This window comes from Aeromonas sanarellii, assembly GCF_000820085.1.
In the GTDB taxonomy this organism is placed as follows: Bacteria; Pseudomonadota; Gammaproteobacteria; order Enterobacterales; family Aeromonadaceae; genus Aeromonas; species Aeromonas sanarellii.
In genome coordinates, this window is the sequence record NZ_CDBN01000014.1 from 13,387 (window position 1) to 35,848 (window position 22,462).

The following is a 22,462-nucleotide window of genomic DNA, read 5'->3' on the forward strand; positions in this document are numbered from 1 at the left end:
CGGGAGCCATCGGCTCCCGTTTTTTATTGGCCTGAGTGATCAGGCGGCATCCTGCTCGGGGAGCGGGGCGCCTTGGTCGCGTTGGGCGAAGCGGTCGGCCCAGAGGGCGATGACGCCGTCACCGGTGACGTTGCAGGCGGTGCCGAAGCTGTCCTGGGCCAGGTAGAGGGCGATCATCAGGGCGATGGAGGCCTCGCCGAAGCCGAGCATGGAGGTGAGCAGGCCGAGCGCGGACATGACGCCGCCCCCCGGGGCACCGGGAGCGGCGATCATGATGACGCCCAGCATCATGATGAAGGGCAGCATGGTGTCATAGCCCGGAATGGCCAGGTGTTCGGAGAGGAACATGACGGCGGTGGCGCAGGTCACCAGCGTGATGGTGGAGCCGCACAGGTGGATGGTGGCGCACAGGGGCACGGTGAAGTTGGCGATGCCCTCGCTCACCCCGTTGCGCTTGCTGGCCTGCAGGGCCACCGGGATGGTGGCGGCGCTGGACATGGTGCCCAGCGCGGTGAAGTAGGCGGGCAGCATGTTCTTGATGAGCATGGCGGGGGAGCGCCCCAGGGCCAGTCCGGTGCCGACGAAGAGCACGCAGAGCCAGATCCAGTGCATCAGTATGGCCATCACCAGCACCACGCCGAAGGTCTTGAGGGTGGCGAAGACGGTGCCTTCCACCGTCATCTCGACGAAGACGCCGGCGATGTAGAAAGGCAGCAGGGGAATGATCACGCGTGCCAGCAGGCGGTCGATGATGTCACGACCCTGATCGGCGACCCGGCGCAGGTCGGTGGCCTGGGTGGCGCTGATGCCGATGCCGAACACGAAGGCGGCGGCCAGGGCCGACATCACCCCGAACAGGGGCGGGATCTCGAGATTGATGTAGGAGGCGAGCTTGATGGCGGCTTGCGCCGTGGGCTCGGCGGCCGTGGTCAGGCGCGGGATCAGGTGGCTCGCCACGGTGAAGGCGAACAGGCCCGCCAGTATGGTGGAGCAGTAGGAGAGTCCCACCGTCTTGCCCAGCAGCTTGCCGGAGTTCTTCGGCAGGCTGGCGATGCCGCTCATGATGAAGAAGAGGATGATGAGCGGAATGGTGAAGGTGATGAGCTGGCCTATCACCGTCTTGGCCGTGAACAGCACCCGAGCGACCCATTCCGGGGCATAGAGACCGAGCAGCAGACCGGCGAGGATGCCGGCGATCAGGTTAAGGACGAGTTTCATGGGGGAATCCAAGTGTTGGTGTCTGTGTTGTGATTAAATAATGATTTTGATGGCGCTTTTTAACACAAACTCCGCATCTTGTCTGTCTTGCGCTGGTTAATGTGGCGTTAAATTTTGATGTTGAGGGTTTTTATCGCGTTTTGAACTGGAGCGTGGCGGCCTCTGGACGCAGTGCCAGGGCCGCAGGAAGCAATGCATGCACCCAACGCCCCTTCATCCTGTCTTCGCTGCGTCAGCGCCCGAGCCGCGGGGAACAGAGCGGGCTACCTGCGGCTCCTCATCCTCTCTTTGCTGCGCTCAGCATCTCAGCAGCAATGCGTGCAGCCAGCGGCCGTTCGCCCCATCCTCGCTGCACCAGTGGCGGTGCAGCGTCACGGGCAGGGGGGTGACGAGGCGAAGCAGCCCGGCCTCGTCGAGCCGGGTCAGCAGGGGATACGCCTGGGGCGACCTGCTGGCCGGCGACTCGCCATCGGCATGGGGGAAGGAGCAATAGAGGGGCCCGCCGCTCTTGAGGAGGGCGGCGAGGTGCCGGAGTACCGGAGCTATCTCCTCCCCGGGCAGGCAGGGCAGGGAGGCGCTGGCCCAGATGCCGTCATAGGGGACGACGCTTCGCATCTGCTCGAAACGGCAGACCCGCACCGGCTGGCCGCAAAGGCGCGAGGCGGCCGCCGCCTGCGCCCGGCTCGCATCGAAGGCGGTCACCATCAGCCCCCGCTCCCGGAAGAGGCGCAGATCCTCACCCGCGCCGCAGCCGGCCTCCAGCAGGTGGCCTCGCGCGGGCAGCAGGGCGAGGAAGGGGGCATGGGCCCCGGCCACGAGGGCGGGACGGGTATCTGGGCTCGGGGCTGGGGTGTGGGGCGCTATCATGGGCTCATCTCTGCGGTGGGCGGCTACTCTAGCAAATTCGCCCCCGACTGTTCAGCCCCGATGAAAGGGTATCTGCGCCCGGGCCATCAGGCTTGCCGGCGCAGCGGGAGGGGGGCGCTGGCGATCAGACCGAACAGGGTGTCGAGCAGGGTGTCCGACTCCCGGATCAGGTCGATGCGATCGGGGAAGTGCAGCCAGTTGATGATGTAGCCGTCCAGGGTGCAGTGCAGCAGGGTGGTGGCGCGCCGCAGATCCAGCCCCTGGGACAGCTGGCCGTGGCGCACCGCATTGGCCAGGGTGATCTCCAGATCCCGGAAGAAGTTGATGGACTGCTGGCGCATGTGATCCCGCAGGGCACTGGCCTCCCCTTCCAGGGCCTCCAGGCTGAAGATGATGGTGAACATCTGCTGGTGGGCGGGCTCTGTGCCGATCTTGACCATCACCTCCTTGAGGAAGATCCGCAGCTTGCCGAGGGGGTCCGGTTCCGCTTTGTCGACGCAGGCGTCGAGCTGGTGGGAGAGGGGGGCGCACAGCTCCTCCCACAGGGTGACGAACAGTTCCTCCTTGTTCTTGAAGTGCCAGTAGATGGCGCCCCGGGTGAGATCCGCAGCCTTGGCGATGTCGGTCAGGCTGGTCCTCGCCAGCCCTTGCTGGCAGAAGAGATCCAGCGCCGTGCTCATGATGTGGCAGCGGGTCTGTTGTGCCTCTTCTTTGGTGCGTCTGGCCATGGGCTCGGTTCCTGTCGATCAGTGAAAAAAGTTTCTTACATACATTCGTGAATGTATGTATATTGCCTCATCTTCGCCATTTTACCAACAGGCACCTTATAAACCCTGTGGTTTTGTCGTTTTTTATTTTGTTGAAACAGAGGCTCAGAGACTTCATGCATAAACATATTCTCGCACGTTCGGTCGGCCTTGCCTTGCTGGCAAGCGGCCTGCTGGCAGGCTGTGGTGACAAGGGAGAAGCCCAGCAGGCCATGGAGATGCCTCCCGCCGCCGTGGACGTGGTCACCCTTCATACCGCCCCGCTGCAGCTCATGTCCGAGCTCACCGGTCGCACCGCCCCCCTGCGGGTGGCCGAGGTGCGTCCCCAGGTGAACGGCATCATCCTCAAGCGCCTGTTCACCGAGGGCAGCGACGTCAAGGCCGGCCAGCTGCTGTACCAGATCGATCCCGCCGTCTATCAGGCCGCCGTCGCCAGTGCCAAGGCGAACCTGGCCAAGGCCGAGGCCAACGAGCGCAGCGCCCGCCTCAAGGCCCAGCGTTACGCCGAGCTGGTGAAGGTAAAGGCCATCAGCCGTCAGGAGTATGACGACGCCGATGCCACCTGGAAACAGCAGGTGGCCGAGATCGGCGCCGCCAAGGCGGCCCTGCAGAGCGCCAACATCAACCTGGCCTATACCCGCATCACGGCCCCCATCAGCGGCCGCATCGGCAAGTCGGCGGTGACCGAGGGGGCCCTGGTGACCGCCCAGCAGGCCGCCAGCCTCACCACCATCTCCCAGCTCGACCCCATGTATGTGGACGTGCGCCAGTCCACCGCCGACCTGCTGCGCCTCAAGCGCCAGGTCGCCGCGGGCAAGCTGACCCAGGGCGAGCAGGACGGTGCCAGCGTCAGCTTCCAGCTGGAAGATGGCAGCCAGTACGGCCAGAAAGGCTCGCTCCAGTTCTCCGACGTGACCGTGGACGAGACCACCGGCATGGTGACCCTGAGGGTGATAGTGCCGAACCCGGATCAGCTGCTGCTGCCCGGCATGTTCATGCGTGCCACCCTGCAGGAGGGCGAGCGCCCCGAAGGCCTGCTGGTGCCGCAGACCGCGGTGACCCGCACCCCCAAGGGCGGGGCCACCGTCATGGTGGTGACGGCGGACAACAAGGTGGCGCTGCGCGAGGTGCAGGTCGGTCGCATGTCCGGCGACAGCTGGGTGGTGGAATCCGGCCTCGATGCCGGCGAGAAGGTGATCGTCGCCGGCCTGCAGAAAGTCAAACCCGGGGCTGCGGTGGCGCCCACTGAACGCGCCAGCAACACAGTACAGGCTCAGCAGACCCCGGCAACCAAGCAGTAGGATGGAGTAGTCGCCTCATGGCACGATTTTTCATAGATAGACCCATTTTCGCCTGGGTGATCGCCCTGGTGATCATGCTGGCCGGGGCCATGGCCATCATCAGCCTGCCGGTGGCCCAGTACCCGACCATCGCCCCGCCGGCGGTGGGCATCTCCGCCAGCTACCCGGGGGCCTCCGCCAAGACGGTGGAAGACTCGGTCACCCAGATCATCGAGCAGAACATGACGGGGCTGGATCACCTGCTCTACATGTCGGCGCAGTCCGATTCGTCCGGCAATGTCAGCGTGACCCTCACCTTCAAGCCGGGCACGGATCCCGACATCGCCCAGGTGCAGGTGCAGAACAAGCTGCAGCAGGCCATGTCGCTGCTGCCCCAGGAGGTGCAGCAGCAGGGGGTGCGCGTCCAGAAGACCTCCAGCAGCTTCCTCATGGTGGCCGCCTTCATCTCCACCGATGGCAGCATGACCAACGACGATCTCGCCGATTACGTGGTGGCCAACATCAAGGAGCCCCTGAGCCGGCTGGACGGGGTGGGTGACATCACCCTGTTCGGCAGCCAGTACTCTATGCGCGTCTGGCTGGATCCCCACAAGCTCAATCGGGTGCAGATGACCCCGGCCGACATCCAGACCGCCATCAAGGCCCAGAACGCCCAGGTCGCCTTCGGCAAGCTGGGAGGCACCCCTGCGGTGAGCGATCAGCAATTTACCGCCACCATCATGGGCCAGACCCGGCTCTCCACCGTGGAGGAGTTCAACAACATCCTGCTGCGGGTGAACCAGGACGGCTCCAAGGTGCTGCTCAGGGACGTGGCCCGGGTCGAGCTGGCCGGCGAAAGCTATGACGCCACCGCGCTCTACAACGGTCAGGCCACCGCGGCGGTCGCCATCAAGCTCGCCACCGGTGCCAACGCCCTGGACACCGCCGAGCACGTGCGCGCCAAGCTGGGCGAGCTGTCGGCCTACTTCCCGGCCAACATGGAGATCGTCTACCCCTACGACACCACGCCGTTCGTGAAGATCTCCATCGAGGAGGTGGTGCAGACGCTGATCGAGGCCATCTTCCTGGTGTTCTGCGTCATGTATCTGTTCCTGCAGAACTTCCGGGCGACCCTGATCCCGACCATCGCCGTGCCCGTGGTGCTGCTCGGGACCTTCGGCGTCATGGCGGCCTTCGGCTTCTCCATCAACACCCTGACCATGTTCGGCCTGGTGCTCGCCATCGGCCTGCTGGTGGATGACGCCATCGTGGTGGTGGAGAACGTGGAGCGGCTGATGAGCGAGGAGGGGCTCTCCCCGCTGGAGGCGACCCGCAAGTCCATGACCCAGATCACCGGCGCCCTGGTGGGCATCGCCCTGGTGCTCTCGGCGGTGTTCGTGCCCATGGCCTTCTTCGGCGGCTCCACCGGCGCCATCTATCGCCAGTTCTCCCTCACCATCGTCTCGGCCATGGTGCTCTCGGTGCTGGTGGCCCTGATCCTGACCCCGGCGCTCTGTGCCACCCTGCTCAAGCCCATGAAACACGGCGAGTTCGGTGCCCAGCGCGGCTTCTTCGGCTGGTTCAACCGCTTCTTCGACACCAACGCCAATCGCTACCAGAACGGCGTGCGCAAGGTGATCAAGCAGGGGGCCCGCTACGGCATCATCTACGTCGCCATGCTGGCGGTGCTGGCGGTGCTCTTCATGCGCCTGCCCACCTCCTTCCTGCCGGAAGAGGATCAGGGGGTCATCATGTCCATGGTGCAGCTGCCGGTCGGCGCCACCAAGGAGCGTACCGAGGTGGTGCTCGCCGAGATGCGCGACTACTTCCTCGAGAACGAGAAGGAGAACGTGGACTCAGTGCTGACGGTGGCGGGCTTCAGCTTCGCCGGTAGCGGCCAGAACAGCGGCATGGCCTTCATCAAGCTCAAGGACTGGAGCGAGCGGCAAGGGGAAGAGCGCAGCGCCAACGCCATCATAGGCCGCGCCATGGGGTTCCTGTTCAGCATCAAGGAAGCCCAGGTGTTCGCCTTCAACCTGCCTCCCATTCCTGAACTCGGTACGGCCACCGGCTTCGACTTCTTCCTGCAGGACCGCGGTGGTCTGGGTCACGAGAAGTTGATGGCGGCCCGCAACCAGTTGCTCGGCATGGCGGCGCAGGATCCCAACCTGGTGCGGGTGCGCCCGAACGGGATGGAAGACACCCCCCAGCTCGACATCAAGATCGACTATGAGAAGGCGCTGGCCCAGGGGCTCTCCATCGCCGACATCAACAACACCCTGTCGGCGGCCTGGGGCTCCTCCTACGTGAACGACTTCGTCGACAGAGGCCGGGTCAAGAAGGTCTACCTGCAGGCGGATGCACAGTTCCGCATGAACCCGGAAGATCTGAAGCTGTGGTACGTGCGCAACAGTGCGGGCCAGATGGTACCCTTCTCCGCCTTCGCCAGCACCGAGTGGAGCTATGGTTCGCCCCGTCTCGAGCGCTACAACGGCGTCTCCGCCATGGAGATCGTCGGTGAAGCGGCCCCGGGCAAGAGTACGGGCGACGCCATGGCGGCCATCGAACAGATGGTGAAACAGCTGCCGGAAGGCATCGGCATCGAGTGGACCGGCCTCTCCTTCCAGGAGCGGCAAGCAGGCTCTCAGGCGCCGGCGCTCTACGCCATCTCGCTGCTGGTGGTCTTCCTCTGTCTGGCGGCCCTCTACGAGAGCTGGAGCATTCCGTTCTCCGTCATGCTGGTGGTGCCGCTCGGGGTGTTGGGGGCCATCCTGGCCGCGACCCTGCGCGGGCTCGAGAACGACGTCTACTTCCAGGTGGGCCTGCTCACCACGATCGGGCTGTCGGCCAAGAACGCCATCCTCATCGTCGAGTTCGCCAAGGAGCTGCACGACAAGGGGATGAAGCTCGGGGATGCGGTGGTGGAGGCCTCGCGCCAGCGTCTGCGCCCCATCCTGATGACCTCGCTCGCCTTCATCCTCGGCGTGTTGCCGCTGGTGATCAGCACCGGCGCCGGCGCCAGCAGCCGCAACGCCATCGGCACCGGCGTGATGGGGGGGATGATCAGCGCCACCGTGCTCGCCATCTTCTTCGTGCCGCTGTTCTTCGTGCTGGTGATGCGCTACTTCACCGAGCACCAGAGCGCCGAGGAGCGCATCACCCACGCCAAGGAGATCAACCATGGCTAAGACTCTGATCGCCCTGAGTGTGACCCTGCTGCTGGGGGCTTGCTCCATGGCCCCCGACTACCAGCGCCCCGAGCTGCCCCGAGGGGCCTCCTGGCAGGACAATCTGGCCACCAAGGGGGAGCTTGCCCCCTGGCGCCAGCAGTTCCAGGACCCGGCCCTGCAGACGCTGATCGGCACGGCACTGGACAACAACCGGGATCTGCGCCTCGCTGCGCTCAATGTCGAGGCCTATGAGGCGCAATACCGGATCCAGCGGGCGGCCCAGTTGCCGACCCTGGCCGCCAGCGGCTCTGGCACCCGCCAGCAGGGATCCGACGATCTCAGCGCCGCGGGGCAGGGCACCATCAGCAGCCAGTACGGCGCCGACATCGGCATCACCGCCTATGAGCTGGACCTGTTTGGCCGGATCCAGAGCCTCAAAGATCAGGCCCTGGAGAACTACCTGGCGCAAATCGAGACCCGGCGCAGCACCCAGATCGCGCTGATCGCCTCGGTGGCCAATGCCTACTTCACCCTGCTGGCGGATCAGGAGCTGCTGGCCCTGAGCCAGGCGACCCTGGCCTCCGAGCAGGAGAGCTACGCCCTGACCCAGCACAAATACCGGCTGGGGGCCGCCTCCGAGATGGAGCTGGCCCAGGGGCGCACGGCGCTCGAGAACGCCAGGGTCAGCCAGGCGCAATACCAGCGCCTGGTGAAACAAGACAGAAACGGCCTGGCCCTGCTGCTTGGCACCGAGGTGCCGGTGCTGGCAACACAGCCGGCCACCCTGGCCGAGGTGAAACTGGCGCCGATCCCGGTGGGGGCACCCTCCAGCCTGCTGCAGCAGCGCCCGGACATCCTGGCGGCGGAGCACAGCCTGAAGGCGGCCAACGCCAATATCGGCGCGGCCCGCGCCGCCTTCTTCCCGACCATCTCGCTCACCGCGACGGCGGGCACCGCCAGCAACCAGTTGAGCGGCCTGTTTGACGGCGGCACCGGCACCTGGACCTTCATGCCCCAGATAAGCCTGCCCATCTTCGACGGTGGCAAGCGCGTTGCGGATCTGGACGTGGCGGAAGTGGGCGCCAAGCAGGCGGTGGCGAGCTACGAGAAGAGCATCCAGACCGCCTTCAAGGAGGTCGCGGATGCGCTCGGCGCACAGGCGGACTACCAGCAACAGCTGCAGGCCCAGCAGGCGCTGGTGGAGGCGAACCAGACCTACTTCAGGCTGGCGGAGTTCCGTTACGAGCAGGGGGTGGACAGCTATCTGACCCGCCTCGATGCCCAGCGCTCCCTGTTCAGCGCCAAGCAGGGGCTCATCAGCACCCGGCTCGCCCAACTTAGCAACCAGGTCGCCCTCTACAAGGCGGTCGGCGGCGGCTGGCAGGCGCCCGCGGAGGAGAAGCCTGCCGGCTGACGCGGGCAGGAGAAAGGAGGCACTGTCGGTGTCGACAAGCACGGGGCGAACCATCTGGTTCGCCCCGTTTCTATGTGTGCTGCCGCTTCGCAAACCGCACATCGGCGACGGAAGAGGTGGCGCGGGATGGCCGCTCACCAAATCCGGGAATGAGCCCGCACCAGCGCTCTCGATATTGTGCGTCTGACCCTACCGTCATCATCGACCTGCGAGCATCGACGGCCGCATCGCTGTCGCTTCCGTCGCCCTTGGCGAGTCGTACCCAGGTGATGCCATTTATCGCATAAGCTGCGCACTAATTATTCTTTCAAAGAATAAATGTGTGGCTCTTATAGTTGGTCACTCGACTCTCATTCCAAGGACGTGCAATGAAACGACTCGTGCCCGCCACCCTGCTCGCCGCAGGCCTGGCCTTGACCCCGTTGGCCCAGGCGGCCACCCTGCTCAACGCCTCCTATGACGTGATGCGCGACTTCTACAAGGATTACAACGCCGCCTTCCAGAAACACTGGCAGGCGGAAGGCGGCGAGCCGCTGCAGATCAATATGTCCCACGGCGGCTCGAGCAAGCAGGCGCGCGCCGTCATCGACGGCCTGCCCGCCGATGTCATCACCATGAACATGGCCACCGACATCAACGCCCTCGCCGAGCATGGCGGCCTGGTCCCAAAAGAGTGGGCCGCCCGCCTGCCGGACAACAGTGCGCCCTTCACCTCGGCCACCGTGTTCATCGTGCGCAAGGGCAACCCCAAGGGGCTGAAGGACTGGCCTGATCTGCTCAAGGAGGGAGTGAAGGTGATAGTGCCCAATCCCAAGACTTCGGGGAACGGTCGCTACACCTATCTGTCGGCCTGGGGCTATGTACTGGAGCAAGGTGGCGACGAGAAGGCGGCCAGGGCGTTTGTGGGCAAACTGTTCAGGCAGGTTCCCGTGCTCGACACCGGTGGCCGCGCCGCCACCAGCACCTTTATCCAGAACCGGATAGGTGATGTGCTGATCACCTTCGAGAACGAAGCCGAGATGATCGCCCGCGAGTTCGGTCGTGGCAGCTTCGAGGTGATCTATCCGAGCGTCACCGCCGTGGCCGAGTTGCCGGTGGCGGTGGTGGACAAGGTCGTCGACAAGCAGGGCACCCGCAAGGAGGCCGAGGCCTATCTGACCTACCTGTGGTCTGACGAAGGGCAGCGCATCGCCGCCAACAACTACCTGCGCCCGCGCAACCCGGCGATCCTCGCCGAGTTCGCCGACCGCTTTCCGAAAGCCACCTTCCTCAATGTGGTAAAGACCTTCGGCGAGTGGCCTGTCATCCAGCGCACTCATTTCAAGGAGGGCGGGGTGTTCGACCAGATCTATGCCGTGCAGTAAGACGCGTCTGGCAAGAAAAAGGCCGGCCAGGTGTCACCATGCCGGGGCGAGCCACCTGGTGGCTCACACTCTGATCCCCGAGCAGCTCAATCCGATGGGCGCTGTGTATGCAGAAACCCAGAATCAGCGTAACCGTGTTTCCGGGTATATTTGACCACTACATGTACTATCGTTAGCTCATACTAAGCGTTGCGTTTTTTGGAAATTATGTTGTTTTTAAACATGTTAGCTATCACCTCTCAATTAAACATGAATGGCGCCTATCATGAGAGACTCATATAATTCCCATCAACCCGCCACCATACTGGTAGTGGACGATACCCCGGACAACCTGATGCTGATGGCAGAGCTGCTCAAGGACAAGTACAGGGTCAAGCTAGCCAACAATGGTGAGAAGGCGCTGCGCATTCTGGCGGGAGATCCGCTGCCGGATCTCATTCTGTTGGATATCATGATGCCCGGACTGTCCGGGTTGCAGGTGGCTGAACAGTTGCAGCAAGATGCCCGCACCCGCCATATCCCCATCATCTTCCTCACCTCCATGGCGGCGGTGGAGAGCGAGCTCCAGGGGCTGGCGCTGGGGGCCGTCGATTACATCACCAAGCCCATCAGCCCGTCGCGAGTGCTGGCGCGGGTCGAAACCCAGATTAAGCTTAAGGCGGCCGCCGACTTTCTGCGGGATCAGAACGATTTTCTCGAGCAGGAGGTCCAGCGCCGGACCCGTGAGGTGGTGGCCATCCAGGAGGTGACCATCCAGGCCATGGCCTCTCTTGCGGAGACCCGCGACAATGAAACCGGCAACCATATTCGCCGGACTCAGCACTACGTCAAGCTACTGGCCGAGCTGCTGTGTGATCACCCCCGTTTTCGCCACTTCCTCAATGACGAGACCATTCACCTGTTGTTCAAGTCGGCTCCCTTGCATGACATTGGTAAGGTCGGCATCCCCGATCATATCCTGCTGAAACCCGGTCGCCTCACTAAGGAAGAGTTCGAGATCATGATGACCCACACCACGCTCGGGCGCGATGCTATCCAGCGGGCCGAGGATCAGCTCGGGTTTCCGGTGGATTTTCTGCGCCTGGCCAAGGAGATCGCCTACAGCCATCAGGAGAAGTGGGATGGCAGCGGTTATCCCCTGGGCCTCTCTGGGGATGACATCCCCATCAGTGCCAGGTTGATGGCGGTGGCCGATGTCTATGATGCGTTGATCAGTCACCGGGTCTACAAGCCGGGCATGCCGCACGAGGAGGCTGTGGATATCATCCGCCAGGGAGGGGGCTGGCACTTCGATCCGGACGTCTGTGCCGCCTTCCTGTCCGCCACCGAGCAATTCAAGGCCATCGCCGAACGCTTCAGCGACAGCGAGCAGGGTTTGGCCAAGCAACAGCCAACCCCCTGAGCCAAGACAAAGAGCCACTCTGCTGCCGGGAATGCCTCACGAGGAAGCACCGGACATCATTCGCCAGGGGTCTTTGAGCCTTCCATCCGGGTGCCTGCGCTGACTTTCTGTCTAATGCTGAGCTGCAGGGTGCTGTATGGAGCTCGGCATTAAAGGTAAGAGGGAAGATATCGTGTTGATGCGATTGTTCAAGGCCCTGTCTCTGTTTATCTGTCTCGGCGGCCAAGGGTTCGCGACCGAGCTTAAGATCGTCGTCAGCCAGTACACGCCTCCCTATGTCTTCGAAGACGGTAGTGGCATCCTGCTTGACATAGTTCGCACCGCTCTGGCGGAGGGCGGTTATCAGGTCAAGCCTATCTATGTTCCTATCGAACGCGGTTTCAGGATGTTTGCCGATCGGCAGGTAGACGGCACGACCATTATTCAGGAGAGTTCTGGGCTACAGGCTGAATACTCCGATTACTTCATGCAATACCACAACCGGGCCTTTGTCCTGAAGTCCAGCCAGCAGGTCATTCACCGTATTGCCGATCTGGGCGGTAAGTCTGTGATCGCCTTCCAGTATGCCGAACGCTATCTGGGGGAGGAGTTTGCTCGGGCCGTTGCCGGCAACCCCCGCTACAAGGAGCTGGCTCAGCAACAGAGCCAGGTTCATATGCTGCTGCTCGGCCGGATAGATGTCGCGATCATGGATGAGAGCATCTTCCGTTATTACCACCAGAAGCTGATCGCCGAGCGTCAGGTTGAGCCCGGGCAGGAGGTCATCAGTTACGACATCTTCCCGCCGACGCGCTTCAAGGCCGCCTTTACTGATCCTGCGGTACGCGACGGTTTTGACAAGGCTATCGCTCTCATGCGCAAGGATGGGCGCTATGAGGCCATTTACCGCAAGTACACCGAGCGATATTTCTCCGTTGAGCCCTAGCAAGGAGGCTGTGTGTTTCATTCACTGCGTGCCCGTTTATCGCTCCTGCTCATGATGGCAGTCACCCTGACTCTGGCCGTTTCCGGCTTCTACGGTCACTCGCACCTCGTCGGCGAACTAAACGAACGCTTCGGCGATCTTCAGGTGGGGGCGTTGAACCGCATCGCCCAGAGCGCGGCAACGCCACTGTGGGAGCTTAACAAGGATGTGATCGCTAATCTTTTGCGCGCCCAACTGGCTATTCCCGAGATTGCCGCACTGGAAATCAAAGATGTAAATGACGTGACGATTGCCGCCTTCAACCGCGATGCCACGGGAGCTATCGTGGCGCTCAAGGACGACTTGCCGATGCATGCGCTCACGCTGGAGAAGGTGATCGTCCTCACCGATAAGCCCGATGAACGTATCGGTCTCCTGCGCGTACAGTTCTCCCGCGACAAACTCGACGCGACCATCCGCAGCAACTTCTACCAGCTCATCCTGCAGATCCTGGCCGTGGATCTGGTGCTGATAGTCCTGTTGCTCACCAGCCTGCGCATCGTCTTCCGGCCGTTGGCCGATCTGCGTGAGGCGCTCATGATGCTGGGTGGACAGAACGGAGAGACCGCCAGCGGCATCACCGAGTTGCCGGAGGGCCAGCATCAGGAGCTTGCCGGCCTGATCCGCGGCTTTAACTTGGCGTTGCGCCGGATCCGCGAGGAGGCGAACAGGCAGGAAACTGTGCTGGGGGGCAAGGCGCGGGCTGGCGAGCTGTCGCAGCAGTTGCAAAACAGCGACGATCTGGCCCAATTCGGCCAGCGATTGCTGCAATATCTTATCCCCTGGCTGGGGGCCGATGTGGGGGCCTTCTTCGTCCACGATGAGGACGAGGGCGATTTTCGCTGCCGGGCCGGATTTGGCATCGAACCATCGGGTTGCAGGCCGTTCAAGATGAGTGAGGGGTTGGCTGGTGAGGCTGTGGCGACGGGCAGGGTGATACAGTGTCAGAACCTGCCGGATGAGGCAATCAGGATCCAGTCCGGCCTTCTTTCTGCCGTGCCACGCACGCTGTCCATCGTCCCTATCCGAAGTGCGGAGAGGGTGATCGCCGTGCTGGAGTTGGGCTACATGAATGTTCCCCGATATCAGGAGGAGGTGCTGACCGACGCGGTGCCGGTGATCGCCTTCAGTCTTGCCTTGTTGATGAGCAAGCAAGCGACATTGCGCGAGTTGCAGGAGCGCAGCGAGCTGGAAGAGCGTACCAGGCTGCTCTTGGAATCGGTCAACGATGGCATCGTCGGGCTGGATACCGAGGGCGTGATGACCTTTGCCAATCCGGCGGCACCGGCCATGCTCGGCTACCGCACGGATGAGCTGGTCGGCCGGCAGATGCATGCGCTGGTGCATCACCATCATGCCGATGGGCGCGAGTTTCCCCTCGAGGAGTGCCCCATGTACCTGACCGGGCGCGACGGCCAGCCGCGCACCGTGGACAGTGAGGTGTTCTGGCGTAAGGACGGTAGCTCGATTGCAGTGGAATACTCAACCACCCCGATGCTCAAGGGCGATACGCTGATCGGCTCTGTGGTGGTGTATCGGGACATTACCCGGCGCCGGGCGGCCGAGCGCAAGTTCAGGGATCTTCTAGAGTCCGCTCCGGATGCCATGGTGATAGTCAATCACGAGGGTGACATAGTGCTGGTCAACCGGCGGGCCCTCGAGCTGTTCGGCTGGAACCGTGAGGAGCTGCTGGGGCGCAAGATCGAAATGCTGGTGCCGGCGCGCTACCGCCCCCATCATCCGAGCCAGCGTGATCAGTTCTTTGGTCAGCCTCAGGCGAGGGCTATGGGGCAGGGACAGGAGTTGTTCGGCTTGCACAGGGACGGCCGGGAGTTTCCAGTGGAGATCAGCTTGAGCCCCATTGAGACCGAGGATGGGGTGCTGGTATCCAGCGCCATCCGCGACATCACCGAGCGCAGGATAGCCGAGCAGGCCCTGCGCACGGCCAGCGAACGCCTGACCCTGGTGCAGGAGGCAGGCGGCATCGGCCTGTTCGACATCGATCTCGTGACAGGCCGCAACTACTGGACGCCGCAACTGGAGCAGATGTTCGGGCTCGAGCCCAGGGGCTTCGGCGGCACCCAGGAGCACTGGAAGAGGTTGCTGCATCCTGACGATGTCGAGTCAGCCAGCCAGGTCTTCGAGCGCGCGATCGAGGGGGGGGCCGATCGGATTGAGTTCGACTTTCGCATCGTGCGTCAAAGTGACGGGGCAGTGCGAACCTTCAAGTCGCTATGCCGCTTCACACGCACACCAGACGGTACTCCGCTGCGCGCAACCGGGGTCAACATCGATGTCACGGCGCTGACCGAGGCGCGGGCAGTAGCGGAAGAGGCGACCCAGGCCAAGAGCGCCTTCCTCGCCAACATGAGCCACGAGATCCGTACCCCCATGAATGCCATCATCGGCATGAGCCATCTCGCCCTGCGCACCCAGCTAGATCGCCGTCAGCGCAACTACATCGAGAAGGTGCACCGCTCGGCGGAGAATCTGCTCGGGATCATCAACGACATCCTCGATTTCTCGAAGATCGAGGCGGGCAAGATGGAGCTGGAGCTTATCCCCTTCCGTCTGGAGGACGTGCTGGACAATTTCGCCAACATGATTGGCCTGAGGGCCGAGGAGAAGGGGCTGGAGCTGCTGTTCGACACGGCGCACGATCTGCCGACGGCGCTGATCGGCGACCCGCTGCGGCTGGGGCAAATCCTGATCAACCTCGGCAACAACGCGGCCAAATTCACCGAGCGGGGGGAGATAGTGGTGGGAGCCGAGGTGCTCCATGACGAGGGTGAACACCTGGAGTTGCACTTTTGGGTGCGCGACACAGGCATCGGCATCAGCGGCCAGCAGTGCGAACGGATGTTCCAGTCGTTCAGCCAGGCCGACAGCTCGACCACCCGTAAGTACGGCGGTACTGGTCTGGGTCTGGCCATCTCCAAGCGGCTGGTGGAACTGATGGGGGGACGCATCTGGGTGGAAAGCGTGTTGGGACAAGGTTCGACTTTCCACTTCTGCGTCATGCTGGGGCGGCAGCGTGGCGAGCTGCCGCGGCGCATGTTCACCCAGGATGAGCTGTTAGGTGTGCGGGCCCTGGTGGTGGACGACAACGCCAGCGCCCGCGAAATCCTCTATGGCATGGCCCGCAGCTTCGGCATTGAGGTGGATGTGGCCGACAGTGGCCGCGCCGCTCTGGCGATGCTGATAGCGGCCGAGGGCAAGTCACTGCCCTATGATCTGGTGCTGATGGACTGGCGCATGCCGGGCATGGACGGAGTGGAGACGGTGCGGCAGATGCATGCTGCCAATCTGGCGCAGACGCCGTCGGTGATCATGGTCACCGCCTTCGGCCGCGAGGAGGTTCGTGAGCAGGCCGAGTCGCAGGGGGTGGAATTGCCCGTGGTGCTGACCAAACCTGTTACTCCATCTAACCTGCTGGAGGCGCTCGGCAGCGTACTTGGCAAGATCCGACTCGTCGACAGCCGGACGACCGAGCGATCAGAACTGAATGCCAGCGCCACGGCCAGCCTGAGTGGTGCCCGCCTGCTGCTGGTGGAAGACAACGAATTGAACCGCGAGCTGGCCAGCGAGCTGCTGCAGGAGGCGGGCATATCCCTCAGCCTGGCGGTCAACGGCCAGGAGGCGCTCGACCTGCTTGCGCAGGACGCCGACTTCGACGGCGTCCTGATGGATTGCCAGATGCCGGTGATGGACGGTTATACGGCCACCAAGTTTATCCGCCAGCAGTCGCGCTTTGCCACATTGCCGGTGATCGCCATGACCGCCAACGCCATGAGCGGCGATCGGGAGCAGGCGTTGGCCTGCGGCATGAACGATCACATCGCCAAACCTCTCGACGTGGCCAGTATGTTCGCGACCCTGGCCAAATGGATCAAGCCACGCGCCCGTCAACCAGTAATGGCCAGCGTGACTGCGCTCGAGGCTGTGCCGCCTACAGGTCTCTTACCTACCGAGCTGGATGGCATTGATCAGGCTGCCGGCCTGGCCACCTGCCAGGGGAAGGCTGAGCTCTATCAGCGGTTGCTTCGCAAGTTCCATGCCGCCAATCAGGGCTTCGCCGCGCAGTTCGCGGCCGCCCTCGCGGATCCCGATGCCTCGGCGGCAACCCGGCTCGCGCACAGCCTGAAGGGGACGGCCGGCAACATCGGAGCCTTCGAGGTCGCCCAAGCGGCGGCCGAGCTGGAGTTGTGTTGTCAATCCAGTGCGAGGGGTGAGCAGCTCCAGACTGCGCTCAACAGGGTGGAACAAAGCCTGGCCCCTGTGCTCGCCGCCCTGGCCGTATTGGATGCAGATACGCTAGAGCCTGCGCCGTCGGTAGCCCTCCCCGATGCGGACATACAGCCACGATTGGCCAGGCTTGGCCAACTACTGGCAGAGAGCGACAGCGAAGCGATCGAGGTGCTGGTCGAGTTGCAAGCCCTCTCCCTGCAGCCCGAATTGGCCGAACGCCTGGCCAAGGTGGCACAGCAGGTGGAACGCTTCGAGTTCGACGCGGCGTTAGCGGCGCTCTTGAAGTGACGAAAATCAAATGTCGCCCCAATCAGCTGATTAAAAGTTGTGTCGCGCGGTAGTCAAATAAATCCGGTTTACAAATCTAGTTATCACCTGACACCGGCTTGAGGTGGGGGGGTTGGTGAATACTATCCCCCATACAAACAGCGATGGTGATTCCACTTGTGCGTCGGGGCTGATGTTAGCCGGGAGTTAGCCGCCTCAAAAATGAATAAGGCTCGCATCGCTGCGAGCCTTGCTATATCTGGTGCCGGTAATAGGAGTCGAACCTACGACCTTCGCATTACGAATCCAGATTGTTATAGAATCAAGAAGTTTCAACAAGAACGACAAATTTGAAATAACATAAATAAAATCAATAGAATGCTCTCTTTCTGAAGACTCATGTTGTCTCAGGTAGTTCCACGCCATATCATCACAAAAGCGGGGTATGGAGAGGGGTATGAAACGTGGTGAATAAGCTACTCAATACAGCTACAGAAATCTCTGCTGCGGCCTTGAGAGAAGGTGCAACAGTGCAGCGGTTTGCAGTTCAGTCCAAGCATGGTGGCGGCTTGAAGTTGGAGCTTCGTAGGCACGGTTTGAAGCGTTTTATCTATCGTTACAAATTGGCTGGAAAAGAAGGAGAGTTGCTGCTGGGAAGTCACCCCGCTATGAGTTTGGCTGCTGCTCGTCTCGCCCATGCTGATGCTGTTGCTTTTGTGAAGCAGGGAATTGATCCGCGCCAGGCAGCGAAAGAGGTCAAGATCAAAAATACCCAGATGCCAACACTGCGGGAAGTGTATCGTGATTGGTTGATGTTACGCGCCAAGTCAAAGCCAATAGGTCCACGAACACTGGCTGACTATGAGGGAACTTTTACACGCCATATTGAAAGAGCTTTGGGCAATCTTCGTGTTTGTGACTTGTCACGTGCCGTACTGTATGAGCATTTTCGCCAAGTAGATACGGCTGAAGGGACACGAAAGGGATTAATCGTGTTGAATCAATGTCTGGATCATGCGGTTCTTCAAGGCTACATTGAAATAAATCCCGCTAGACTGTTAAAACCAGCCATGTTTGGAGCATCAATGCCGCCTCCTCGTGAGCGGTGGCTGGCTAAAGAGGAATTAAGGAAATTATGGCTTGCACTTGAGCAAGCAACATCAGGAGCTGGCGCCAAAGCGAATGGAGGGCGTGGTATAGCTTCTAATGTGGTGTTGTCTCTTTCGGTCGCAAATTGTTTACGAATAATTTGTTTAACTGCTGTCCGGCGCTCAGAAGCTGTAGCTATGAAATGGGAACAAATTAATGGTGATCGTTGGACAATTCCTGAAACGAAAAATGGACGAACGCATGTTGTAACATTATGCCCACTAGCGCAGCGTATACTGAAACAACAAGAGGCTTTATCACAGGGGCAATTCGTATTTGAATCTACTAGCAAGATTGGACATCCTATTACTGGTGATGCGGTTACCAAGGCGTTAGAACGTGTAAGGATAAAATACTTAGCTGAGCTTGAACCATTCAGCCCGCATGATCTGCGTCGAAGTGTAGCAACAGGTACAGCAGAATATTTGGATGCACCAGAACGATTAATTGAATTACTACTTAATCATGTACCAAAAGACCGTCTCATTAGGACCTACCAAGTTGGAGGGATGGCCGATAAGTTGCGAGTGCTATTCTTATCATGGGGTGGATTCATAGAGTCAGTAATTACCGTAACCACGGAAGAAAATGATACTGGAAATATAGTTTCTGTGGATTTCAGAAGGAAAAAATAAGAAAGCACCAGCAAATGCTGGTGTTTTTTATTTGGATATCTTTTCGTACTCATCCCTAATGAGTCGAATTATTACTTCATTTTTTCTTCGGTCAGTTTTCATGCAAATGTCGTCTAGCATACGAATTGTTTTTTCTGGCAAGACAACACTAACTGATTTTTTTCCATTGTTCTTGTCACGAAATGATTTTTGTGACCAGGCTGACTTCATTTTTCTAAGCGTCAGTTCTCTGGCTGGTGGAACTTCATTTAGCAGGTCAAAGAGTGTAACGATGCAGTCTTTGGTTGCCGAAGAATTATCTCTGTTGATAAACCATATCGGAGGATTATTATTTCCTGTCTTTGGATTTTCAAACAAATAACTCCATGCCCATTTGCTATCACAATTTTCTATCCATGTCTTCACATCCATTTTTTGGCCAGTACTTTGCCATCTCAATTTTAAAAATTCAACATCCTTTATTTTCTGTTAATTTTTCGCATCGATTATATCAAAAAAAGAAATGATGCCATTTTTTTTGCTGATATTGTTAGTTGGTGAAAGGTCTAGACTCCAGTTGTTATATACATGAAATGTCTGGGGTGCTTCAAATGCGCCATCTATTCTGATCCCAACGTCCATAGTTAAAGGTGATGCATCAGGATATTTAGTTAAAGAGCGTATGTATGCCCATACGTAATTACACAAGCGATCGTTTTTTGTATCTATCCAATTAAAATTTGTTTCGTTTATACACTCAGATTTAATACTGCTTATTATTAACTCTCGAGGGGGAATGTTCCCCTCAAAATTTTTGAGGGGAGAGCCAAGTCCACAATTAGCTCTATTTATAAGGATGCCACTATTATTGGAAAGGTAACTGATTATTTCCTCATCAGTTACAGGTAAGGATACGCCTTTATTTAATAATCTGAGGGTGAACTCCCTTTCCCTTTTGGATAAAGAGATCGTGGGTTTTATTTCTAGACCATTCTCACCATATATTGTTGGCATAATTTTATCAGCCTATAAAAATGCATTACTAAGTAATTTTGTTGCTGTTTCAGGTTGTTTGTTGGTTGTTTTTTAACTTGTTTTTGAGTGATTTGCAATGTCTTTTTGTAGCGTGTTTTTCCATGTTTGAGCACGGCATCACCGTGCTTTTGTCCATCACCAGCTTACTTTCTTGGGTTCCGATGAAGCTATTGAAGGCCTACCGTGTCGGGGAGGATGGCATGTAATCTCTATCAACGGGCATGTTGATAGGCGCGCAGGGCTTGCCAAAATACAACCCTAGGCACTTGAATGCCTGTGCCCATAATTGGGCCACGTTATCACTCTGTGAGTGAGGAGCACAAAGAGATGCCTTCACTTAGTGAATGTTGGGTAATGATATCTGGATCGTTAACGTTGAATACATGGCACAAGTTACATGAAGCCATCACACGCAATCACCAATGCAGAGGAATGATCAACCTATTGGCTTGAGTGAAGCACTTCATGGATACAGTGTCGTCTCTCCCTGGAAATGGCTATGAAACAGTGAAGGTGTAGCACTATTAGGATCAGGTTTTTAGCTTAGCTCACCAAGTTGGTGCCTCAGCTCTACTAATGAGATGTAGACCTGTGCCTTTTAAAGGGCTCTCTTGGGTAACGGAATTTGATCAAGATATATGGGGTTTACGTTTTCTGTTTCGCTATGTTTTTACACGAGCACCACGTCCTATGGACGACAAAGGAGCTCATCATGAAACTACTTAAGTTGAAAGATGTCATCGCAATGACATCACTCTCTAAAGCATCAGTTTATCGTCAGATGAATGACGGTAAATTTCCTGCATCAGTCAAGATAGGCCCAAGATCTGTTGCTTGGGTTAGCTCTGAAATAGAGTCTTGGATTGAAGAGAAAATAAATCTTCGCTAGGGCTAATTTCTGAATAATAATTTGAACAAATTAGCTCGTTGTTCAGGCTACAAGTCTTGTCCTATCAGGGATTAGAGTTATTTGGTTGGTTTGACATTAAATGCTTGGTGTCGGCAATAGTAATATATAAATAAAGAGTGCAAGTAAACACCGAATAAAGCTGGATACACAGTATGCAGATCGACAGTACAAGCATGTCGATGTCATAACTATCAGCATACCGGAATCCATAACCTATCATATCGCTATGTTGATATCGCTGTTTCAAACCTTCAATGAAAGTGTGCTAGTGCACACTTGCAAACTGCTACCTTAATTTTAATGCAGGCATACATTCGCAGCATGTAGCCATGCTCTTATCTATGGAATTTAATATGTTCGACACTCTTAATGAATATCGAGTGGCGGCTGAACGCCACTACCAGAAAAATGGATATACTTTCGATAAGGATAACCTCAGTAAAATTGTTGCTGTGATGAATCATGCTTTTGCTCAATACTCTAGGGTATTTGCTTTTAGAGTTGACCTTCGCTTCCCTGATAATTTGTTTACCAGGATGCTATCAGAAGGTAGTTCACGTTATCATGGCGCTGTGCTGAAAGCTTTCTTTACGGAAATTGAAAAACTATTTTTTCTGGATCAGATACGCCAAGCTACAAATGGGAAAAGAGTTCGCAAAACCGCAATCAGATATGTTTGGGCCAGGGAGCAAACAGCAGAGGCTGTCGTTCCTCACTATCACTTGATGTTTTTCTTAAATGGGGATGCCTATTGCTCTCTGGGGAGATTTAAGTCTGAGAATATGAATCTGGCAAACAAGCTTAGAGTGGCTTGGCATCGAGCAGTCTTTGAAACGGATTTATCAATTGATTTTTGCAGGAGGCGAGGATTGGTTCAACTTTCTGAGGAGGGACAGCACGAAGTTTTTTCAGATGATCCTGTGGCTATAAAAAAAGTGCTGCTCCATGCCGCCTACCTTGCCAAAATGGAATCCAAGCGCCGTGGGCAGGGATATCAGTGTTTCGGGGGGAGTAACCTTTGAAGGCTGATTGGTGTTGATAAAAAGACTTTTAATGCAGTTTTAGATGGCATCTGATCCGGGAGTTTCTGCTCCCGGATCTGTTAAGCTAATCCTTCATTTGTTATCGCATCAGTTGGAGTACTCAATGACAGCCTATTCCCCTCCCTCGCCCTGATCCACGCCATGTTGAGTCGGGTGATGGATATCGCCGAGTTGGTGGGGCAGTGGCGGTTTGCTCAGAGCTCCCAGGTGCCGATGCTGCGTCGAGAGAACCGGATCCGCACTATCCAAGCCTCCTTGGCTATAGAGCACAATACCCTGAGTGTCGAGCAGGTGACGGCAGTGATTGAGGGGAAGACGGTGCTTGGGCTTCCACGGGAAATCCAAGAGGTCCGTAATGCGTTTGCGGCCTATGAAGCAATGCCTGATTGGGATCCTGCTTTAGCGGAAGATTTACTTGGTGCTCATGGACTCCTGATGCGTGGACTATGCGATGATGCGGGTCACTGGCGTAGCAGTGGCGTAGGTATCTATCGAGGCGAGCAGTTAGTGCATATGGCTCCCCCTGCGAACCAGGTCCCTCGTCTAATGGGACAGCTATTGACTTGGCTGGCTGAGACCGAGGCTCATCCGCTGATCGCTTCCTGTGCCTTGCATTATGAGTTGGAGTTTATTCATCCTTTTGCGGATGGAAATGGTCGGATGGGACGTTTATGGCAGACAGTGATCTTGAGCCGCTGGCAGCCTGTAATGGCCTTCTTACCCGTGGAGAGGCGTTGTTGCCCAAATCGA

The 22,462-nt window shown here is 58.4% G+C and carries 16 protein-coding genes and 1 pseudogene; 12 read left to right on the forward strand and 5 right to left on the reverse strand.

What is annotated here, in order from left to right; all coding sequences use genetic code 11:
- Positions 1-39 precede the first annotated feature (39 nt).
- The 3 genes from BN1132_RS02305 to BN1132_RS02315 form a co-directional block, all read right to left on the reverse strand.
- Entirely contained in the window at positions 40-1,218 is a 1,179-nt protein-coding gene (locus tag BN1132_RS02305; protein ID WP_042074654.1) for a dicarboxylate/amino acid:cation symporter, read from the reverse strand.
- 297 nt (positions 1,219-1,515) lie between these two features.
- Entirely contained in the window at positions 1,516-2,085 is a 570-nt protein-coding gene (locus BN1132_RS02310; RefSeq protein ID WP_084202551.1) for a class I SAM-dependent methyltransferase, read from the reverse strand.
- Positions 2,086-2,171: 86 nt separating this feature from the next.
- A complete protein-coding gene (locus BN1132_RS02315) occupies positions 2,172-2,813 on the reverse strand; it encodes a TetR family transcriptional regulator (protein ID WP_042074656.1) in 642 nt (213 codons plus the stop codon).
- A gap of 155 nt (positions 2,814-2,968) precedes the next feature.
- Here BN1132_RS02315 and BN1132_RS02320 point away from each other — a divergent pair, with 155 nt between their 5' ends.
- The 8 genes from BN1132_RS02320 (at position 2,969) to BN1132_RS02360 (ending at position 18,745) form a co-directional block, all read left to right on the forward strand.
- Positions 2,969-4,153, forward strand: a complete 1,185-nt coding sequence (locus BN1132_RS02320) for an efflux RND transporter periplasmic adaptor subunit (protein WP_042074658.1) — start codon at positions 2,969-2,971, stop codon at positions 4,151-4,153.
- 17 nt (positions 4,154-4,170) lie between these two features.
- Entirely contained in the window at positions 4,171-7,320 is a 3,150-nt protein-coding gene (locus BN1132_RS02325) for an efflux RND transporter permease subunit (protein ID WP_042074660.1), read from the forward strand.
- Positions 7,313-8,716 (forward strand): efflux transporter outer membrane subunit, encoded by a 1,404-nt coding sequence (locus tag BN1132_RS02330; protein ID WP_042074662.1) that lies wholly within the window; start codon positions 7,313-7,315, stop codon positions 8,714-8,716. Before BN1132_RS02325 ends, BN1132_RS02330 begins: the two co-directional genes overlap by 8 nt.
- Before the next feature lie 368 nt (positions 8,717-9,084).
- Entirely contained in the window at positions 9,085-10,080 is a 996-nt protein-coding gene (locus tag BN1132_RS02335) for a sulfate ABC transporter substrate-binding protein (RefSeq protein ID WP_042074664.1), read from the forward strand.
- Between the two features lie 253 nt (positions 10,081-10,333).
- Positions 10,334-11,482 carry an HD-GYP domain-containing protein gene (locus BN1132_RS02340; RefSeq protein ID WP_411914126.1) on the forward strand — a complete coding sequence of 383 codons (1,149 nt, stop codon included), beginning with the start codon at positions 10,334-10,336 and terminating at the stop codon, positions 11,480-11,482.
- Between the two features lie 136 nt (positions 11,483-11,618).
- The gene (locus tag BN1132_RS02345) at positions 11,619-12,407 is read left to right on the forward strand and encodes a substrate-binding periplasmic protein (protein WP_042074668.1); all 789 of its coding nucleotides are present in this window, start codon (positions 11,619-11,621) and stop codon (positions 12,405-12,407) included.
- 12 nt (positions 12,408-12,419) lie between these two features.
- A complete protein-coding gene (locus BN1132_RS02355) occupies positions 12,420-16,982 on the forward strand; it encodes a PAS domain S-box protein (protein ID WP_084202552.1) in 4,563 nt (1,520 codons plus the stop codon).
- A gap of 446 nt (positions 16,983-17,428) precedes the next feature.
- Positions 17,429-18,745 carry a tyrosine-type recombinase/integrase gene (locus tag BN1132_RS02360; protein ID WP_084202553.1) on the forward strand — a complete coding sequence of 439 codons (1,317 nt, stop codon included), beginning with the start codon at positions 17,429-17,431 and terminating at the stop codon, positions 18,743-18,745.
- Between the two features lie 27 nt (positions 18,746-18,772).
- Here the strand turns inward: BN1132_RS02360 and BN1132_RS19855 are convergent, their stop codons facing one another.
- The gene (locus tag BN1132_RS19855; RefSeq protein ID WP_157005296.1) at positions 18,773-19,150 is read right to left on the reverse strand and encodes a hypothetical protein; all 378 of its coding nucleotides are present in this window, start codon (positions 19,148-19,150) and stop codon (positions 18,773-18,775) included.
- A gap of 63 nt (positions 19,151-19,213) precedes the next feature.
- Positions 19,214-19,738, reverse strand: coding sequence for a hypothetical protein (locus BN1132_RS19860; RefSeq protein WP_157005298.1), 525 nt, complete (start codon positions 19,736-19,738; stop codon positions 19,214-19,216).
- A gap of 405 nt (positions 19,739-20,143) precedes the next feature.
- On the opposite strand from BN1132_RS19860, the pseudogene BN1132_RS19865 reads away from it, so the two are divergent.
- The 4 genes and pseudogenes from BN1132_RS19865 to BN1132_RS02370 all read left to right on the forward strand — a co-directional run.
- A pseudogene (locus BN1132_RS19865) lies at positions 20,144-20,278 on the forward strand (IS630 family transposase); the annotation flags it as partial.
- A 193-nt stretch (positions 20,279-20,471) separates the two neighbouring features.
- Positions 20,472-20,648: a helix-turn-helix transcriptional regulator gene (locus tag BN1132_RS02365; protein ID WP_042011383.1), complete on the forward strand. Its 177-nt coding sequence runs from the start codon at positions 20,472-20,474 to the stop codon at positions 20,646-20,648.
- Between the two features lie 374 nt (positions 20,649-21,022).
- On the forward strand, positions 21,023-21,691 hold the full coding sequence (locus BN1132_RS19285; RefSeq protein ID WP_167335694.1) for a YagK/YfjJ domain-containing protein: 669 nt from the start codon (positions 21,023-21,025) through the stop codon (positions 21,689-21,691).
- Between the two features lie 177 nt (positions 21,692-21,868).
- On the forward strand, positions 21,869-22,462 hold a 594-nt coding region (locus tag BN1132_RS02370; protein ID WP_244462896.1), incomplete at its 3' end, for a Fic family protein.

Bases quoted from the DNA above. Each gene is read 5' to 3' on its own strand.
- BN1132_RS19860 (WP_157005298.1), bottom strand. From the start codon at position 19,738: ATGCCAACAATATATGGTGAGAATGGTCTAGAAATAAAACCCACGATC.
- BN1132_RS02345 (WP_042074668.1), top strand. From the start codon at position 11,619: ATGGAGCTCGGCATTAAAGGTAAGAGGGAAGATATCGTGTTGATGCGA.
- BN1132_RS02340 (WP_411914126.1), top strand. From the start codon at position 10,334: ATGGCGCCTATCATGAGAGACTCATATAATTCCCATCAACCCGCCACC.
- BN1132_RS19285 (WP_167335694.1), top strand. From the start codon at position 21,023: ATGTTCGACACTCTTAATGAATATCGAGTGGCGGCTGAACGCCACTAC.
- BN1132_RS02365 (WP_042011383.1), top strand. From the start codon at position 20,472: ATGAAACTACTTAAGTTGAAAGATGTCATCGCAATGACATCACTCTCT.
- BN1132_RS02325 (WP_042074660.1), top strand. From the start codon at position 4,171: ATGGCACGATTTTTCATAGATAGACCCATTTTCGCCTGGGTGATCGCC.
- BN1132_RS02315 (WP_042074656.1), bottom strand. From the start codon at position 2,813: ATGGCCAGACGCACCAAAGAAGAGGCACAACAGACCCGCTGCCACATC.
- BN1132_RS02320 (WP_042074658.1), top strand. From the start codon at position 2,969: ATGCATAAACATATTCTCGCACGTTCGGTCGGCCTTGCCTTGCTGGCA.
- BN1132_RS02310 (WP_084202551.1), bottom strand. From the start codon at position 2,085: ATGATAGCGCCCCACACCCCAGCCCCGAGCCCAGATACCCGTCCCGCC.
- BN1132_RS02330 (WP_042074662.1), top strand. From the start codon at position 7,313: ATGGCTAAGACTCTGATCGCCCTGAGTGTGACCCTGCTGCTGGGGGCT.
- BN1132_RS02335 (WP_042074664.1), top strand. From the start codon at position 9,085: ATGAAACGACTCGTGCCCGCCACCCTGCTCGCCGCAGGCCTGGCCTTG.
- BN1132_RS02305 (WP_042074654.1), bottom strand. From the start codon at position 1,218: ATGAAACTCGTCCTTAACCTGATCGCCGGCATCCTCGCCGGTCTGCTG.